Consider the following 16,382-nt stretch of genomic DNA (forward strand, 5'->3'; position numbering starts at 1 on the left):
AGCAATCCGGCCCGCGCTTACCTGAGCTTGGCCAGCATGTCGCCGAAGGTCAGCCGCGTGTCGATCGTCGTATAGACGCGGATGGGGCGGCCTTTGGCGTTGCGGCGATAAAGCCCATCGTCGCCGATGATCGGGCATGGCCGCACAACGTAGTCGCTCGAGGCGGGATCGGGCTCGAAGGTAGATTGCAGCGCGGTGAGGGTGACAAGCGGGCTGTCGCCCAGCACATACGTCTCACCGGCCGGCAGTCCGTACTTGCCGACCATCTCCCACACCTTTTCGACTTCGCCCACCAGCCACGCGCTGATGCCGCCGCGCGACTTCATCTCGACCAGCTCGCCCGCACCGAACAGCATTCGCCGGTAGGTGTTTCGCGGCACCTGCCAGATTGCGATGTCCGACCGGTTGAACACGACCTGCGCCGCGATCCGGTCGATCGTCAGGTTGTATTCGGCAGGGGTTGCGCCGGGGACGGGGATCCCGAGGCCCGGATATTCTTGCCCGCCGATCCAGACGAGCGTCATTTTCTTCGCGATTTCCGGGGCGATCAGCAGCGCCGTTGCAAGATCGGTCAGCCCCGCGCCGGCGCAATAGAACAGCGGCCGGGAGTCGTCGCGCATCGCCTCTGCGATGATCGCGTCCGTCGCCTTGGACCGGGCCGGCAGCGCCATGCCGGCAAGAGCCTTGGGAGCTCCGGCGACGACCGGCACCTTGCCGGCGATACCGAGCCTGCCAAGCAGTTCGTTCGCACGCTCAGCCGAGGCTTCAGCCTGATCGCCCGGCCCTCCCCACGGTTCGTTCTCGTGCATGTGCGATCCGATGATCGCGCGGATTTCGACCGAGGTGCAGCGCAAGTGGTGGGCCAACTGGAACAGGCCGTCCGGATCGCCCGACAAGTCGTTGTCAACGATAACCCGGAAGCGGCGCGCGTCCGGCTTGGCCAGGGCTGGCAACGGAAGGGCCAATGCGGCAGTACCGGCCGCGGCAAATGAGAGAACTTCCCGGCGGTTCATGATCATTCGCTTTTGATGGCAGCGGCGGTGCGCAGGAGCAAGGATTTGATGCGCGCCTCGCTGGCAGCATCAAACCGGACGGCGGGCACTGCCACGCTGAAAGCACCCGCGAGCGATCCGCCGATCCATACCGGCACGGCAGTCCCGCAGATGCCCACGGTCGCCTCTTCCCGCGCGACGCTGAAGCCTTCCACGCAGATGCGCGTAAAGTCCGCGCGCAGGTCGGCTTCGCTGGTGTGCGTATAAGGGGTCAGCGCCTCACGCTGGACCTGCGCGAAATAGCGCGCCTGTTCCTCGGGCGGCATCCACGCCAGCAGCAGCTTTCCGGCAGCGAGCGCATGGAGCGGGCGGCGCGTGCCCGGATCGACCGCGTATCGCAAGGCCTGGTCGCTCGCCTCTGTGACGATCGCCTCGACCTCCCAATCGCGCCGGACCATGAAGGAAGAGGTCTCGTTCAACTCGCTACGCAGCGCGCGCACCAGCGGGGCTACGCGATCTTCAAGCGTCAGTGCCGCATCGGGCGCGCGCAGGCGCTGCAGCCCGGGCCCCGGCAAGTAACGCCGTCCTTCCCGCGCGAGGTAACCGCGCTCTACAAGCGTGGCGAGCAGGTAGGACAGGCTGCTGACCGGGATTGCCAGCGCGCCCGCGATTTCCTGCGCCACGGCCCCCTGCCGGTTCGCAACGACATACTCGATCACGTCGAGCGTGCGCATCGCGGACTTGACCGGGTTTGAGGCGGCCGGCGCGTTCACTTGAACAGCAGGCTCCCGCGCCGCTCGGCAAAGCGCCAGCCCTCCGCAGTCAGGCAGAAGCGATCGTGGAAGGAACCGACCAACGGCGCGCCTTCGCCCGTGAACAACAGCATCGCACTCGTCCCGCGCGCGGTGGCGGGGCCCTCGACGTCTATCACCACATTTGAGCACACGTGCCGTGTGGTGCGTGGTGGGCGGGCCTTGAATGCCGCAAGGATAGCCTCGCGCCCTTCAACGCCTGCGTCGGGCGAGGTCGGGCGATACATCACGCCGTCCTCGGCATAGAGCGCGGCGACCTCGTCCCACCGCGCCTCGTCGTTGAGGTTGGCGTAGAGCGCGATCAGGCGCGCGCAGTCATGTTCGGCAGCGCGCCGGTCCTCCGGGCTCACAGGCGGGCGCCCGCGATGTCGGCACCTTCGCGCAAGGACTTGAGCTTGCGCCAGGTCACTATCGGATCGAGCTTGCCGTAGCCCGCGAACGTACCGAAGCCGCAGTCCGTGCTGGCGACGACGCGATCGGCGCCGACGAACGAGGCGAAGCGTTCGATGCGCTGGGCGATCAGTTCGGGATGTTCGATGTAATTCGAACAGGTGTCGATCAAGCCCGGCGCAAGGATCTTGTGATCGGGCAGCTTGGCATCGCGCCACACGGTCCATTCGTGTTCGTGACGCGGATTGGCACCCTCGAACAGGATCGTCGCGGGACGCGCGCCGATCACGATATCGACGACGCGCTCGAGCGGAATGTCGTGATCGTGGGGGCCTTCGTAATTGCCCCAGCAGATGTGCATGCGCATCTTCTCGGGCGGAATGTTGGCGGTCGCCGCATTCAGCGCCTCGACGTTGGCCGCCGCGATCTTGAGGAATTCCTCCTCGGTCGCGTCCTGATAGCCTGTATGGCGGCTCATCGCGAGATCGGGGCAATCGAGCTGCAGGTAGAAGCCCGCATCGACGATCGTCTCGTACTCCTCGCGCATCGCGTCGGCGAGGTCGGCGAGATAGGCCTCGTGGCTCGGGTAGTGGCGGTTGACCTGAAAGGCGGTGATCAGGCCGGGCGAAGCGGCGTTCATGAAGGCTTCCGTCCCGGGCCCGGCGTGCTTGTCGAGCGCAGAGCGGAAGCGGCGGATATCGTCATGCAGGGGCTGGAGCGTGACCTTGCGGACCGGGCCGATGCACGAGGCGCGGACGAATTCCTGGCTGCCCATGATCGCTGAAAGCTTCCTGGCAAGGTTCGGCACTTCGGCGAGATCAGCCGCCGGCTTGCGGTCGATATGGCCGCCAAAGCCGGACAGGCGCTCGATCATGTAAGTCGAGTAGCCGACCTTGCCGAGTTCACCGTCCGAAACCACCGAAACCCCGGCTTCGACCTGGTGGCGGACAGCTTCGTCCACCGCTGCCGAGACTTTCGCATCGAATTCGGCGGCATCGTATGCTTCGCCCTTGTCGCGGGCGAGCAGGAGCGGGGTGAGTTCATCGCCGCGAGGCAGGCTGCCAACGTGCGTGGTCTTGATCTTCGCCATGATTTCAGCCTCTCCCACAGTTCATATCCGTGAAAATTTCATAGCGTACTTGAGGGAGGAAACAAGCGGATTTGCTGGATTTTCCCCGCAGCGACACTGCGAGAGGTTTACACCGGTTTACACTGTCCAGAGACGCAGGGGGCCCTTTCCACCTTTCCAACAAGGTCGGCCAAAGCTCTCGCTCATGCGTCGGGGTCGAGAGAGCCGGCCGGGCATGGCGCGCATGGTGACGCTGGTTGGTGATGTAGGAAAGCGCTTTGCTGCGCTCGCTCCTGACAGGGCATGAACCTAGCACGATTGAGCGGTTTACCGCACTATGCCGAGGAGGCGAAATTAAAGAACAAAAACAGCATGGTCCTTTACCAAAGAAATAATTTGACACGAACTTTTGTTAAAGCATGAATATTAATCTGGGATCGCGTTTTAGTCCCACAATGGACCATATCCTATTAATGACTCCCCATAAGAAGATTAAACAATTATTAATCATCAATCACTCGATGAATTGGCGAGTCGCCCGCAGCAACTCGGCTTTCAGGGCTGCACATCCGACGCAGCCCTTCGAGAAACACGGGGGAGTTTCAGATGAAGACCGTTAAGATCCTTGTGAGTGCCGCGCTGTGCGCCTCCTCGTTGAGCCCGATCGCGATTGCGCCTGCCATGGCAATTACTCTATCGGCCGACACTGCAACCGCGATGGCCGGCACCTGCGAGGCAGACCTCGCGTCGAAGCTTACCGCACCGCTGCATGATGGCCGCCCGTCGCTGAGCGTCGAAGTCGTCGAAACAGGCCAGCTCGATGGCGCCCCGGTCGAAAGCAACCGCGTTGAAACGCCGGGCACCCGTTTCGGCACCGGCACGCCGACGTATTCGGGTTTCACGATCGAAGGAAAGCCGTTCCGCACCGGCGGCAGCGTCAACATGTTTGGCGACAAGGTTGCCAAGAACAAGAACTGGCCCGCCAGCGAATATGATTTTACCGCCGATTATTCGACCACGACAACGGTGAGCTACAACTGCGAATACACGCGTTACAGCGAAACTTATGTCCCGCCGGTCGAAGGTTCGCCGGTACAGGGCTATTACATTCGCGATCCGGAAGCGAACGGCAACATCGAGGCGGTTACCCGTGCCTGCGAAGGCTTTACAGAAAGTGGTGCAACCAAGCCGTTCTGGGGCGAAGATCACGCCCAGTGCCTGTTCATCAAGACGGCTGACGCCGTGGAACCGCAGGACGAGCAGTGGATCGACAACGATCCTGCCGCCGCGCCCGAACTCACCTCGTCGCATACGATCGACGAAACCAACACCGAATATGGCGTAGCAGGCCACGAAGTTCTTGGCGGCCCATGGACCGAAGTCGGCAACTGGCTCGCCGAAAAGGTCGTGATCTGCATTTCGCCTCGGAAGCTGCCTGGCACCTGGACCAACCAGAACGGATACACGGGCAGCTTGTGCACGACGGCCTACTTCAACACCGCGCCGTGGGGTGGCGGCTCGCAGACCTCGAACGGGACATATATTTCGGTTCCTGGCGCCTGAGCGCTCTGACGTTGGATAAAGTGCACTTTCGGCTCCATCGGCAACTGCCGGTGGAGCCTTGCTCCTTTGTACGATTCTGAATGGCTATCACTCGACATATCGTTCGCCGTGAGCGGGTCGCGCGCCGTGCGGCAGGCACGCGCGCGGCCTGGTCAACGCCGCGGCTCCAGTGTCTAGGGGCAATAAAGTCTGGAACTTCGATTTCGGCCCTTCTGCTGTCCTGTCTTTCCAGCACGGCCCATTCAGCCAGCGTAGGCACCGAAGGAAGTGCCGAGGCCACATCGGGAAGCGGCGATGGCGCAACACGAGGCGAATCGGCGCAACCCTACCGACCCGGCCTCGATCTGCCGGTTCCGCTGTTCGACCGGCAGATCGTGGTGGTGGGCGATCGGGTGATCATTTCGCAACTGTCGGATGTGGAACCCGAACAGACGTACGAGGAGGACCGGATCGCGTCCTACGGCGCCAGTACGGTCGGACAACTGGTTGACCAGATCCAGAACGAAAACGGCGACGACCAACCCGCCGTTCTGGTAAACGGCCAGCCGGTCAGCGACATCGGGGACATCTCCGACTATCCGGTGGAAGCGGTGCGCAAGATCGAGGCGCTGCCGCGAGGATCGGCCACGCGCGTGGGTGGCGGATCGACGCAGCGTGTTTACAACATTGTCCTGAAGCCGTCGGTCAAGTCTCTTACCGTGACCGGAAGCCGCGAAATGGCTACCGAAGGCGCGTGGCATCTTGACCGGGGCGAGGCGCAGCTGACCTATATCCGCAAGCGCGACCGCATCAATCTTTCGATCAAGGCATCGCGATCAGATAACCTGTTCGAAAGCGACCGAAATCTCGTTCGCCCGGATTCAGCCATACCCTTTGCGCCACAGGGCAACTTGATCGCGTTTCGTGGCAGCGAGATCGATCCGAAACTGTCGGTGCTGGCCGGTGCGACTGTCTCGACTGTCGCCTTGCCCACTGGCGGCGGCCAGCCGACGCTGACGAGCCTTGTTCCTTTCGCGAACCAGGTCAACGCAAGTCGCATCGGGGAATTCCGCACGCTGCGCGGGGCGTCGCAGCCGATCGAGGCCAGCCTTTCGGGCAACAAGACCCTGGCGCCGTGGCTATCGCTCTCCTTCAACGCGCGGATCAGCCAGACCACCGGATCGAGCCTCAATGGCCTGCCGACGGCGCGCTTCCTGCTTCCTGCAAGCCACCCTGCCAGCCCGTTCTCAACGCCCGTGGTGATCGCTCTGAGCGATGCCGCACGCCCATTGCGCTACGACACGCGATCGGAAAGCCGGTCTGTGACGACATCGCTGATCGCTTCGCGCGGATCGTGGCAGGGCACGCTGTCCGGTCGGTATGAGGAACGCGAGCGGGTTTCGGGAAGCAGCATTGCGGGGCAAGTCACGGGCGGGTTCATAACGATTGATCCTGCGGCCAACCCCTTTGGCGGAACGCTGGCGGCGATGATCCCGCTGACGCTGCGCAATACGCGCAACCGCACTACCGCACGGGAACTGCGGCTCGATCTGCAAGGTCCGCTTTTCGCGCTGCCTGCCGGGTCGATCCAGGCGCGCGGCGGTGGCGCAATGGGCGGATCGACGCTCGACACGACAGACCAGCAGGACCACACGGCACGGATCGAACGCAACGAATGGAGCCTTCGCGGCGGGATAACGGTGCCGCTGACCAGCAAGTCGGCGAATTTCCTTGGCGTGCTGGGCGACATCGATCTTTCGGGAGATATCGCGCGGCAGGACTTCGGGCGCTTTGGCAGGGTCGACGAATATGCCATCGCGCTCAACTGGCGCCCCCTGCCCTGGTTGCGGTTCAACTTGACTGACAATCGCGATGGCCGGGCGATCCCGCTCGAACTGATCGCAGCGCCTGGCACGATTGCCCAGAATGTCCCTTACTTCGACCCGCTGCGCGGCGAGACCGTGACCGTCACGACGATTTACGGCGGTGGCGGCGAGTTGCGCAACGAAACCCAGCGGTTGCGCACGCTATCGGCCTCCGCCTCGCCCTGGTCGCGCTACAAGCTGCAGTTGAATGCCGATTATTCGATCTCGGACACGCGCAACCAGTTCGGTGCACTGCCATTGCCCACGCCAGCGGTGGTCCAGGCCTTTCCCGATCGCTTCGTGCGTGATGCCAGTGGGCGGCTGACGCTGGTGGACAACCGGACAGTCAATTTCGACCGTCTTCGCTCCCGCCAGTTACGGCTGGGCACGAGCTTTGCCATACCGCTCGAGGCGATGCCGCTCGACGCGTCCGGCAAGCCAAAAGCCTACGGCCCGCGGCTGACATTGCAGGTGAATGCAGCCCACACGTTCGTGCTTGAGAGTTCCGCGCTGATCCGGGCAGGCCTTGGCGAGGTCGATCTGCTTTCGGGCGGTGCGGTCGGTCTGGGCGGGGGGCAGCAAAGACACCTCACCAATGCCAACCTTTCGCTCATGCGGGGCGCGAGCGGCTTTCGGTTGAGCGCAAGTCGGCGGGGGCAGAGCCGGCTTGCCTATGGATCGCAAGGGGCGCCGAACACTTTGACTTTCCATGCGATCGGCACATTCGATCTCCGCGCGATTGCCGACATGGGATCCCTTTTCCCGAAGACGCGCTTCTGGAAAGGGGCGCGCATGTCACTTGCGGTCGACAACATCGGCAACACCCGACAGCGCGTTTCGGCGCAAAGTGGCGATTTGCCGCTGGGCTTTCAGCCGGCCTATCGCGATCCCATCGGGCGGACCGTGACGGTGGAATTGCGCAAGGTCTTTTGACAGGCGAGCGCTGGCAGCGCAAAGGCCGGGGCGATGACGCTGATCGTTTTCAACAAGCCATACGGGGTGCTCTGCCAGTTCACCGATGAGCGCGAGGGCCCACCGCGTCCGACGCTGGCTGACTTCGTCAAGGTTCCGGGAGTTTACCCTGCCGGACGGCTCGACACCGACAGCGAGGGACTGCTGCTGCTGACCGACGACGGCCGGCTGCAGGCGCGGATTGCCGATCCGCGCTTCAAGATGGCCAAGACCTATCTGGTGCAGGTGGAAGGCGAGCCCGACGATGCCGCGCTGAACGCGTTGCGCCGGGGTGTCCGGTTGAAGGATGGCATGACGCTGCCCGCCGACGTCGAACGCATCGACGATCCCGCACTATGGCCGCGCGACCCACCGGTGCGCTTCCGCAAGACCGTGCCCGATTGCTGGATCAGCCTGACCATCCGCGAGGGCCGCAACCGGCAGGTGCGTCGCATGACCGCAGCCGTCGGCCACCCCACGCTGCGGCTGGTGCGCTGGCGGATCGGCGAGTGGACGCTGGACGGTCTGGCGCAGGGGGAGTGGCGCGAGGTTTAGGCACGATCCCCTGCCGGTCTGCGGCCGGTCATGCGGTGATAGAAGCGCGAGAAGTAGGAGGGGTCTTCGAAGCCGAGTTCGGTGGCGACCTGTGCGGCGGTAGCGTTGGTATATCGCAGCAGGCGATGGGCTTCGAGCGCGAGGCGGCGGTGGATGACCTCGAGCGGGGTGCAGGCGAGCTGCGCGGTGGTGAGCCGGGTGAGCGTGCGCCGGGTCATGCCGAGCGCGCCTGCGTAGAAATCGAGGCTGCGATGCTGGCGATAGTGCAGTTCGACCAGCTGGCGGAAGCGATCGAGGCGGCGGTCGGCGCGGGCGTCGGGGTCGGCGGGCGCTGCCTCGCGCGCCAGCGTGCGGATCAGGGCTTCGGCCAGCGCGAGGAACAACGGATCGCGCTCCTGCCATTGCTGTTGCAGCACCAGCATTTCGCGCGCGAGCCAGCAGGCACGGGTGGCGGCCTCGGGCGAAAGGGGCGCAAGGCCGCCGCGTGCCAGGGCGGTCAGCAGCGCGTCGGCAGGACCGGTGGCCCTTGTGGAAAAGTCTGTCGACAAGGTGAGAACAAATCCGCGCGTGCCCTGGCGGAAGCGGAAGCCGTGGACGGCGGCGGCGGGTACGATCACTCGCCCCGGGCCTTCGAGCCCCTCGCGCGCACCATCGAGCAGGACCTCTGCGTGTCCCTCCTCTACCAGCAGCACTTGCACGAAATGGTCGTGACGGTGCACGCCGATTTCCCAATCGTGCAAGGCGCTGCGCTCAGCAATCGTTTCGATATGCGCAAAGCCGCCGGGAGCAGGCGCGGCCCCCTCGCCATAGAGCGCATAAGTGGGGATGGCCGGTTGCATGTCCTGATAGTGCCAGTAGTTTGTCCCATGGCTGCATTCCGCCAAGACCGTCGTCGTGTCAATCTGCATGGCAGTTGCCCGGATCCCAGAGCGGGCGCGTGGGAGGATAGCCATGAAGACCCAAGTCGCCATCGTCGGCGCCGGCCCCGCCGGCCTACTGCTCGGACACCTGCTCAAGGCCGAGGGCATCGACTGCATCGTGGTGGAGCGGCAGCAACCCGATTACATCCTTGGCCGCATCCGCGCAGGCGTACTCGAGCAGATCACGGTCGGACTTATGGGACGGCTCGGCCTCGATGCGCGGCTCAAGGCCGAAGGGCTCGTCGAGGAAGGGTTCAACCTGGCTGACGGCGAGCGCCTGATCCGCATCGACGTGGCCAACCTCACCGGCAAGACCGTGGTCGTCTATGGCCAGACCGAGATCACGCGCGACCTGATGGACGCCGCGGCCGGACGCGGGCTCGAGGTAATTTACGGTGCGGACGAGGTGGCGCTTTCGGACATCGAGAGCGACGCCCCTTACCTCACCTACGCGCTGGACGGCGTGGCGCAGCGGATCGACGCGCGGTTCATCGTCGGATGCGATGGCTTCCATGGCCCTTCTCGAAAGGCGATCCCGGCAAGCGTGGTGCGCGAGTACGAGCGCGTCTACCCGTTCGGCTGGCTGGGCATCCTGGCCGACGTGCCGCCGTGCAACCACGAACTGATCTATGCCAACCATGAACGCGGCTTCGCGCTTGCCTCGATGCGCAGCCACACGCGCAGCCGCTACTACGTGGACGTTGCACTGACCGAGAAGGTCGAGGACTGGTCTGACGAGCGCATCTGGGACGAACTGGCGGTGCGCCTCGGGCCCGAGGCTGCGGCGAACATGACGCGCGGACCCTCGATCGAAAAGTCGATCGCGCCGTTGCGCTCTTACGTGTTCGAACCGATGCGCCACGGCAGCCTGCTGCTGTGCGGGGACGCCGCGCACATCGTGCCGCCGACCGGTGCCAAGGGGCTGAACCTTGCGGCGAGCGACGTGCACTATGCAGCCGAAGCGCTGACCGGCCTCTTCAAGCGCGGCGACAACGATGCAGTCATGGGCTACTCGGCCAAGGCGCTGGCGCGGGTGTGGAAGTCCGAGCGGTTCTCGTGGTCGTTGACAAAGCTGATGCACCGCTTCCCCGAAGACGGGCCGTTCGAGCGCGCAATGCAGGTGGCAGAGCTGGACTACATTGCCAGCAGCACCGCTGCGCAGACGAGCATTGCCGAAAACTACGTGGGCCTGCCAGTCTAGGCAGGACTTCGACGACCCTGCCCCTTCCGCTTGCGGGAGGGGCGCCGGGTTGTAACATCGTCATGTTCCCGTCACATGGGCGGGACAAAAGCCTCTTTGTAGACAGGGGCTTTTTTGCATGCGGCATATCGACATTCTGCTGACGGGAGACCTGCCCGGAGGGCGCGAGACATTTACCCATTCGGATCTGCGCGTGGTCTTCCACCGCTGGAAGGCCGATGCGCCGCTCCCCCTGATGGAAGGTCAACCCTGGGCATTCATCGATTGGGTGCTGGCCGAGATGTCGGGCCTCGAGCTGTGCCGCCGCTTTCGCTGCGCGGATGGGCTTGGCCAGAACGCACACATCACGATGATTCTCGAAGAAGATGACGCCGAAGCCAAGCGCCGCGCCTTGCGCGCGGGCGCGGACGATTACATCCTTGGCCCGGTAGATCGCCCCGCGCTGCTCGACCGCGTGCTTTCGGTCCAGTTGCCCGACCACGACGCCCCTGCCCGCACGCTCAAGCTGGGCGACCTGACGCTCGACCTTGCGGCGCTGCAGGCGCGCTGGCGCGAGAGAGCGCTGTTGCTGATGCCCAACGAGCTGCGGCTGCTGCGCTATCTGATGGAACAGCCCGGCCACGTCTTTTCGCGCCAGCAACTGATCACGGCGCTGGGCAAGCATGACCAGCCGATTGACGAGCGCACCGTCGATGCGTGGGTCAGCCGTTTGCGGCGGGCGCTGCGGGACGTGGGTGCAGGCTCACCACTGCGCACGGTGCGCTCGCTGGGATACGTGCTCGACCGGCCCTGAACTTTCTGCGCAAGAAGTCCTTCCGGTTGCGGTCTGCGTCTGCGTCTGCGATGCGGGGATCATGATGTCCGATCGCTTCAAGGTTATGCTGCAACACCTGGCTCCCAAGCAGGGACTGACGTCTCTGGCCGGGCGCATCGCAGGCGCGCACGGCGGGGCTGCCACGACGCAGTTGATCCGCTGGTTCGTTAGCCGGTACGGCGTGGCGATGGACGAGGCGGAAAACCCAGACATTGCCAGCTACAAGAGCTTCAACGACTTCTTCACCCGCCCGCTCAAGACCGGGGCCCGCCCCCTTGCGGCAGCCGATTTCGTCTGTCCGGTGGATGGCGCGATCAGCCAGTTCGGAGAGATCAAGGACGGCCAGATCGTACAGGCCAAAGGGCACGGCTTCACGACGACCGCGCTGGTCGGCGGCGATGAAGCGCTGGCCGAGCAGTTCCGCCACGGCAGCTTTGCCAACCTCTATCTGTCACCACGCGACTACCACCGCCTGCACATGCCATGCGATGGCACGCTGAGGCGGATGATCCACGTGCCGGGAGCGCTGTTTTCGGTGAACCCGGTCACCGCGCGCGGCGTGCCCGGCCTTTTTGCACGCAACGAGCGCGTGGTCTGCGTGTTCGATTCCGAAGCTCACGGCCCCTTCGTGATGGTGCTGGTCGGAGCCACGATCGTCGGCAGCATGGCGACGGCGTGGCATGGTGTGGTCAACGCAAAGCGCACCGGCAAGGTGGCGCGATGGGACTACGCGCCCGGCACCGTCGTGCTCTGCCAAGGTGAAGAGATGGGCCGCTTCCTGCTCGGTTCGACGATCGTGATGTTGTTCAGGCCGGGCACGATCGCGTTCAACGAAAGCTGGATGCCCGAGCGGCCGGTGCGGTTGGGCGAGATGATGGGCAACCGCCCGGCCTGAGGCGCGCTGGTCAACCTGCCTCGGAATCGCCCAGCAGCGTTTCGAGTTGCGCGAGCGACTCCTTGGTGCCTTCGCACGCACCCGAGGCGAGTTCGTCTTCCAGCGCCTGAACGTTCGGGAACAGGTTGGAGATCGTGACGGTGGTGCGGCCGTCGCTTTCGGCAAAGGTGACCGTGGTGACCGGTCCCTCGCCGCTTTCCTCGTTCGTCCAGACGATACGTTCGCCGGGCACGACATCAAGGTAGCGGCCGAAGAATGCCATCGGAGAATCGGACGAAGGGTGGCCGATCTCGAGCCGGTAGCTGCCCCCTGTGCGCACATCCATCTCGCACGAGACGATCGTCATGCAGAACGATTTGGGCGCCCACCACTGACGGAACAGGTCAGGATTTGCCCAAGCTTCGAACACAATACGGGCGGGCGCGTTGAAACTGCGGGTGACCAGCAGTTCGCGATCGGACGCGCGTTCGACGTTCGTGGCAGTATCAGTCCCGCTGCTCATCGTTCTTCTCCTTGCGCAAAAGGTCTTCGACAACTGCATCGAGCGCGTTGAAACGGGCTTCCCACATCCGGCGATAACGTTCGATCCACGCCGCCTCTTCCTCGAGGCTGAGCCGACCGAGGCGGCATTTGCGGACGCGACCCTGCTTCTGCGTGGTGACGAGCCCGACCCGCTCCAGCACGGCAATGTGCTTTTTCATGCCGGTAAGCGTCATGTCGAATCGCTGGGCCAGTTCGCCAACCGAGGCGTCCATTCCCACGAGATATTCGACAACCCCACGCCGGGTGGCGTCGGACAAGGCGGCAAAAGAAAGATCGAGGCGCTCAAACTGAACCATATGGTTCACTATTTGCACATCTGCCTCGCCATTGCAAGCCGCACGCTATGTTACAGTTTCAAGACAATGGGCGAAATCTGATGCATCCCCCTCCCCGCGCGGTAATCTAGGGCCATGAGGAAACTGATTGCGCTGCTGCTCCTGTTCATCGCGATGCCTGCCCATGCCGAACGGCTGCAGTTCGACCATCGCCTGTCTCCGCCCCTTCAACGTGTGCTGGACGAGGGGCGATCGGAGATGGTGCAGTTTGACGGGTCCGATCCGAGTCGACTGGTCGACCTGATTGCCGTCCGCGGTGATTCGGCGACCAATTGGCAGGAAGCGCTGCAGATCGTGTCCATTCCGAAGCAGAAAAAGCTGGAGGATGCGAAAGGCTGGATGACCCAGATCCAGGACGGGATCCGCGCCCGTTCGACTGCGGCATGCAAGACGGAATTCACTGTCCTTGCCAGTGACGAAAACTCGGTAACCTTCGAACGGCGTTCTGCCGGTTGTGGTCCGCAATCCGTGCGTTACGGCCTTTATCGGTTGGTGACCGGAAAGCGTTCATGGTTCCAGCTTGCCGTGTTGGCGAAAGACAGGCTTACGGATGAAGCAAAGGCACAATGGCTGGCGCTTCTCGCATCTGCTCACATCGAATGACCTGATCGACGTCGCCTTGTCACGTTAGTGTCACTGACACGTCACCGCAGTGTCACCGGGCCCCTCTAGGGCGGCCCGCATGCCGCTCGGTGGCTGCCTGAAAAGGCACCCTGGACGGCTGTGATAGAAACGTCATCAGGGAAATTCTCATGAAGTCCGCGCGTATTCGTCGTTCTGCTTCGCTGGCAGCCATTGCCATCGCGGCCCTCTGCAGTTCGGAATCGGCATTCGCCAAGTTCTCCGTCGGCGCCGAAGGCGTGACCGTCGAGGGCGCAGAAGACCAGACTGCCCCCGAAGCCGAAGCGCAGTCCGAAACGGGCGGCCGCAGCGGCGGTGGCCTTACTGAAATCGTCGTCACCGCTACCAAGCGCGAGACCAACCTTCAGAAGACCCCGATCTCGATTTCGGTCATGGGCGCCGAGACGATCAAGGAACGCAAGGTCCAGAGCCTGCTCGATCTGGCTGACGGCGGCGTGCCAAGCCTGCGCGTTGCGACCTTCGAAGCGCGCCAGTCGGCGCTCACGATCGGCATCCGCGGCATCGTGCCGCTCGACGCCAACCAGCCCGCCCGCGAACAGGGTGTCGGCGTCTATATCGACGGCGTCTACCTCGGTCGCCAGCACGGCCTCAACACCGGCCTGTTCGACATCGAGCGCGTCGAAGTGCTCAAGGGCCCGCAGGGCACGCTGTTCGGCCGCAATACCGAAGGCGGCGCACTGTCGCTTATCTCAAAGGCTCCGACCGGTGAATTCGGTGGCAGCGTTGACGGCTCGGTCGGCAACATCGGCTCGCGCAGCGGCGGGCTTCACCTCAACCTGCCCAAGTTCGCGGGCTTCTCGATCAAGCTCGACGGTGTGTATCAGCACCAGGACGCGATCACGAAGAACCCGCTCGCTGGCCAGGCCGGCTGGGGTTACTTCAACCGCAAGGGTCTGCGCGCTGCGGTGCGCTGGCAGCCGGCTGACGGCATCACCAACGACTTTTCGTACGACGTGGCCCGCGACGAGAACACGCCGTTCTACAGCCAGCTGCTCAACTACAACCCGAACAACTGCCTGAGCGGCGGCACCAACAAGGCACCGCTCGGCATCCCGGCTGGCAGCACCTGCGTGACGCCGGGGACCGCTTTCACCGGCACTCAGGGCACGATCAAGCCTTTGGCGCCGGGAATCGTGGTCAACGGTGACACCCTTATGCGCACGGCCGACATCGGCGTTCCGCAGCGCAACAGCGTCGACAAGACGCACGGCTTCACCAACGTGTTCAAGTGGAAGATCTCGCCCGAGTTCGAACTGCGCTCGATCACGGCATGGCGGGGCGTCGACGTGCAGCAGTGGGACAATTCGGGCGGCGCGCACCGTGTACCCGTGATCAACTACACCCCGAGCTGTACCGCAGCCGCACCTTGCGCATTCAGCCGCTACAGCCTTGCCGACCTGCACCAGCGCCAGTTCAGCCAAGAACTGCAGGCCGTCGGATCACTGGGTTCGGTCGACTACGTTGCCGGCGTCTACTACTTCAACGAACACGTGAGCGACGATGCGGCAACGCCGAACTCGATGGGTGCGATCTACAAATCGGCGACCGAAGCCACTTTCGTGCCCATTCCGTTCTGCACCGGCAATACGCCCGACTTTGTGGGCCAGGCCGTGAACGGCTGCTCGATCGACCGCGCCTCGGTAGTCAATTCGAAGAGCTATGCGGTCTATGGCCAGGCTACCTGGAATGCGACCGAAGCCCTGCACATCACCGTCGGTGGCCGCTACACCTGGGATGACAAGGAAGGCGACCTGACCTGGTCGCGCAACATCAACTACACGGTGAACACCGCCGCAGCAGCCGCCAACGGATACGCCCGCCTCGACAAGCGGTGGAAGCGTTTCAACCCGATGGCGACCGTCGCATACGACTTCAACAGCGACGTGCACGGCTATGCCAAATATTCGACCGGTTACCGTGCAGGCGGTGCCAGTTCGCGCACTTCGGACTATCGCGCCTTCAATCCCGAAGACGTGAAGAACTATGAAATCGGCCTCAAGGCGGACATGTTCAACCGCCATGCGCGGATCAACATCGCCGCCTACATGATGGACCGCAAGGGCAGCCAGGTCGACCTTTCCACCATCCAGCCGACCGCGACCGGCAACTTCAACAACCTCGTCACGTTCAATGCGCCCGGCACGACCAAGATCCGCGGCGTGGAAGCAGACCTGACGATCAAGCCGACCGATGGCCTGAAGCTGGACCTGTCCTATGCCTACACTTACACCAACATTCCGCAGGTGCCGGTGACGTATCGCGAGTTCACCAGCGCGGGCGTGCCGACCGGGAACAGCACGACTGTCCTGCAGAAATTCTACATCGTCTTTACCCCGCGCAATGCGGCCAGCGGCTCGATCGACTACGAATTCCCCGAGTTCGCCGGCGGTGCGCGTGCAAAGATCCACTTCGATGCAAACTACTCGCAGGCAACGCAAAGCTTCGACCAGTTCGGCACAAAGGCTGACGAGAGCTTCATCGTCAATGCCCGCCTGTCACTGCTGGACATCGGCCTGGGCGGCGACAAGAACAAGCTGAACCTGGGTCTGTGGAGCCGCAACCTGTTCAACAACCAGCTCGTATACCGCCGCGATCCGTCGAACAGCCTGCCGTCGGTCCAGAGCAACGCTTCGGCGGGTGTGCCGAATGTGGTCGTGATCGGCAACAACAACAACATCCTGGGTGATTACGGCAACTTCAACATGCCGCGCACCTTCGGCATCGATGCTTCGATCAAGTTCTAAGGACTGACGTTTGCGGAACGACAGTGGCGGGCGGTCAGCAATGCTGGCCGCCCGCTTCTGATTCCAACGCTCTAGTATCTGCACCACACTTCGTCAGTGCGATCGCAGCGAA

At 63.5% G+C, this 16,382-nt stretch carries 15 protein-coding genes; 8 read left to right on the plus strand and 7 right to left on the minus strand.

Annotated features, from left to right (window positions below; all coding sequences use genetic code 11):
- Nucleotides 1–17 precede the first annotated feature (17 nt).
- From AC2A04_RS14720 to AC2A04_RS14735, 4 genes are read right to left on the minus strand one after another with little or no spacing between them, the layout of a single operon-like run.
- Complete coding sequence (locus tag AC2A04_RS14720) at nt 18–1,019, minus strand: nucleoside hydrolase (RefSeq protein WP_484213114.1); 1,002 nt, start codon at nt 1,017–1,019, stop codon at nt 18–20.
- A complete protein-coding gene (locus AC2A04_RS14725) occupies nt 1,016–1,765 on the minus strand; it encodes an IclR family transcriptional regulator (protein ID WP_484213115.1) in 750 nt (249 codons plus the stop codon). The genes AC2A04_RS14720 and AC2A04_RS14725 overlap by 4 nt, the downstream gene beginning before the upstream one ends.
- Complete coding sequence (locus tag AC2A04_RS14730; protein ID WP_484213116.1) at nt 1,762–2,154, minus strand: nuclear transport factor 2 family protein; 393 nt, start codon at nt 2,152–2,154, stop codon at nt 1,762–1,764. The genes AC2A04_RS14725 and AC2A04_RS14730 overlap by 4 nt, the downstream gene beginning before the upstream one ends.
- Complete coding sequence (locus AC2A04_RS14735; protein ID WP_484213117.1) at nt 2,151–3,284, minus strand: cobalamin-independent methionine synthase II family protein; 1,134 nt, start codon at nt 3,282–3,284, stop codon at nt 2,151–2,153. Before AC2A04_RS14735 ends, AC2A04_RS14730 begins: the two co-directional genes overlap by 4 nt.
- Before the next feature lie 585 nt (nt 3,285–3,869).
- Here AC2A04_RS14735 and AC2A04_RS14740 point away from each other — a divergent pair.
- The 3 genes from AC2A04_RS14740 to AC2A04_RS14750 all read left to right on the plus strand — a co-directional run bounded on the left by AC2A04_RS14740 (nt 3,870) and on the right by AC2A04_RS14750 (nt 8,176).
- Nucleotides 3,870–4,826, plus strand: coding sequence for a hypothetical protein (locus AC2A04_RS14740; RefSeq protein WP_484213118.1), 957 nt, complete (start codon nt 3,870–3,872; stop codon nt 4,824–4,826).
- An 80-nt stretch (nt 4,827–4,906) separates the two neighbouring features.
- Complete coding sequence (locus tag AC2A04_RS14745; RefSeq protein WP_484213119.1) at nt 4,907–7,603, plus strand: hypothetical protein; 2,697 nt, start codon at nt 4,907–4,909, stop codon at nt 7,601–7,603.
- Nucleotides 7,604–7,636: 33 nt separating this feature from the next.
- Nucleotides 7,637–8,176: a pseudouridine synthase gene (locus tag AC2A04_RS14750; protein ID WP_484213120.1), complete on the plus strand. Its 540-nt coding sequence runs from the start codon at nt 7,637–7,639 to the stop codon at nt 8,174–8,176.
- On the opposite strand, the gene AC2A04_RS14755 is transcribed toward AC2A04_RS14750, so the two are convergent.
- Nucleotides 8,173–9,084 (minus strand): helix-turn-helix domain-containing protein, encoded by a 912-nt coding sequence (locus AC2A04_RS14755; RefSeq protein WP_484213121.1) that lies wholly within the window; start codon nt 9,082–9,084, stop codon nt 8,173–8,175. The two genes, AC2A04_RS14750 and AC2A04_RS14755, sit on opposite strands and share 4 nt — an antisense overlap.
- Before the next feature lie 43 nt (nt 9,085–9,127).
- Here AC2A04_RS14755 and pobA point away from each other — a divergent pair, with 43 nt between their 5' ends.
- The 3 genes from pobA to asd all read left to right on the plus strand — a co-directional run bounded on the left by pobA (nt 9,128) and on the right by asd (nt 12,006).
- Nucleotides 9,128–10,297: a 4-hydroxybenzoate 3-monooxygenase gene (gene pobA / locus AC2A04_RS14760; protein WP_484213122.1), complete on the plus strand. Its 1,170-nt coding sequence runs from the start codon at nt 9,128–9,130 to the stop codon at nt 10,295–10,297.
- A 118-nt stretch (nt 10,298–10,415) separates the two neighbouring features.
- Nucleotides 10,416–11,090, plus strand: a complete 675-nt coding sequence (locus tag AC2A04_RS14765; protein WP_484213123.1) for a response regulator transcription factor — start codon at nt 10,416–10,418, stop codon at nt 11,088–11,090.
- A 61-nt stretch (nt 11,091–11,151) separates the two neighbouring features.
- Nucleotides 11,152–12,006 carry an archaetidylserine decarboxylase gene (gene asd, locus AC2A04_RS14770; RefSeq protein ID WP_484213124.1) on the plus strand — a complete coding sequence of 285 codons (855 nt, stop codon included), beginning with the start codon at nt 11,152–11,154 and terminating at the stop codon, nt 12,004–12,006.
- 10 nt (nt 12,007–12,016) lie between these two features.
- On the opposite strand, the gene AC2A04_RS14775 is transcribed toward asd, so the two are convergent.
- Both AC2A04_RS14775 and AC2A04_RS14780 read right to left on the minus strand, forming a co-directional pair.
- Entirely contained in the window at nt 12,017–12,508 is a 492-nt protein-coding gene (locus tag AC2A04_RS14775; protein WP_484213125.1) for an SRPBCC domain-containing protein, read from the minus strand.
- Nucleotides 12,492–12,845 carry an ArsR/SmtB family transcription factor gene (locus AC2A04_RS14780; protein ID WP_484213126.1) on the minus strand — a complete coding sequence of 118 codons (354 nt, stop codon included), beginning with the start codon at nt 12,843–12,845 and terminating at the stop codon, nt 12,492–12,494. The genes AC2A04_RS14775 and AC2A04_RS14780 overlap by 17 nt, the downstream gene beginning before the upstream one ends.
- A gap of 153 nt (nt 12,846–12,998) precedes the next feature.
- On the opposite strand from AC2A04_RS14780, the gene AC2A04_RS14785 reads away from it, so the two are divergent.
- Nucleotides 12,999–13,487 (plus strand): hypothetical protein, encoded by a 489-nt coding sequence (locus tag AC2A04_RS14785; protein WP_484213127.1) that lies wholly within the window; start codon nt 12,999–13,001, stop codon nt 13,485–13,487.
- 149 nt (nt 13,488–13,636) lie between these two features.
- Nucleotides 13,637–16,270, plus strand: a complete 2,634-nt coding sequence (locus AC2A04_RS14790) for a TonB-dependent receptor (RefSeq protein WP_484213128.1) — start codon at nt 13,637–13,639, stop codon at nt 16,268–16,270.
- Nucleotides 16,271–16,382: the final 112 nt, after the last annotated feature.

This window comes from Novosphingobium sp. HNCC26DJ243, assembly GCF_057180545.1.

Bases quoted from the DNA above. Each gene is read 5' to 3' on its own strand.
- AC2A04_RS14720 (WP_484213114.1), bottom strand. From the start codon at position 1,019: ATGATCATGAACCGCCGGGAAGTTCTCTCATTTGCCGCGGCCGGTACT.
- AC2A04_RS14735 (WP_484213117.1), bottom strand. From the start codon at position 3,284: ATGGCGAAGATCAAGACCACGCACGTTGGCAGCCTGCCTCGCGGCGAT.
- AC2A04_RS14740 (WP_484213118.1), top strand. From the start codon at position 3,870: ATGAAGACCGTTAAGATCCTTGTGAGTGCCGCGCTGTGCGCCTCCTCG.
- AC2A04_RS14745 (WP_484213119.1), top strand. From the start codon at position 4,907: ATGGCTATCACTCGACATATCGTTCGCCGTGAGCGGGTCGCGCGCCGT.
- AC2A04_RS14750 (WP_484213120.1), top strand. From the start codon at position 7,637: ATGACGCTGATCGTTTTCAACAAGCCATACGGGGTGCTCTGCCAGTTC.
- AC2A04_RS14755 (WP_484213121.1), bottom strand. From the start codon at position 9,084: ATGCAGATTGACACGACGACGGTCTTGGCGGAATGCAGCCATGGGACA.
- pobA (WP_484213122.1), top strand. From the start codon at position 9,128: ATGAAGACCCAAGTCGCCATCGTCGGCGCCGGCCCCGCCGGCCTACTG.
- AC2A04_RS14765 (WP_484213123.1), top strand. From the start codon at position 10,416: ATGCGGCATATCGACATTCTGCTGACGGGAGACCTGCCCGGAGGGCGC.
- asd (WP_484213124.1), top strand. From the start codon at position 11,152: ATGATGTCCGATCGCTTCAAGGTTATGCTGCAACACCTGGCTCCCAAG.
- AC2A04_RS14775 (WP_484213125.1), bottom strand. From the start codon at position 12,508: ATGAGCAGCGGGACTGATACTGCCACGAACGTCGAACGCGCGTCCGAT.
- AC2A04_RS14780 (WP_484213126.1), bottom strand. From the start codon at position 12,845: ATGGTTCAGTTTGAGCGCCTCGATCTTTCTTTTGCCGCCTTGTCCGAC.
- AC2A04_RS14785 (WP_484213127.1), top strand. From the start codon at position 12,999: ATGCCTGCCCATGCCGAACGGCTGCAGTTCGACCATCGCCTGTCTCCG.
- AC2A04_RS14790 (WP_484213128.1), top strand. From the start codon at position 13,637: ATGAAGTCCGCGCGTATTCGTCGTTCTGCTTCGCTGGCAGCCATTGCC.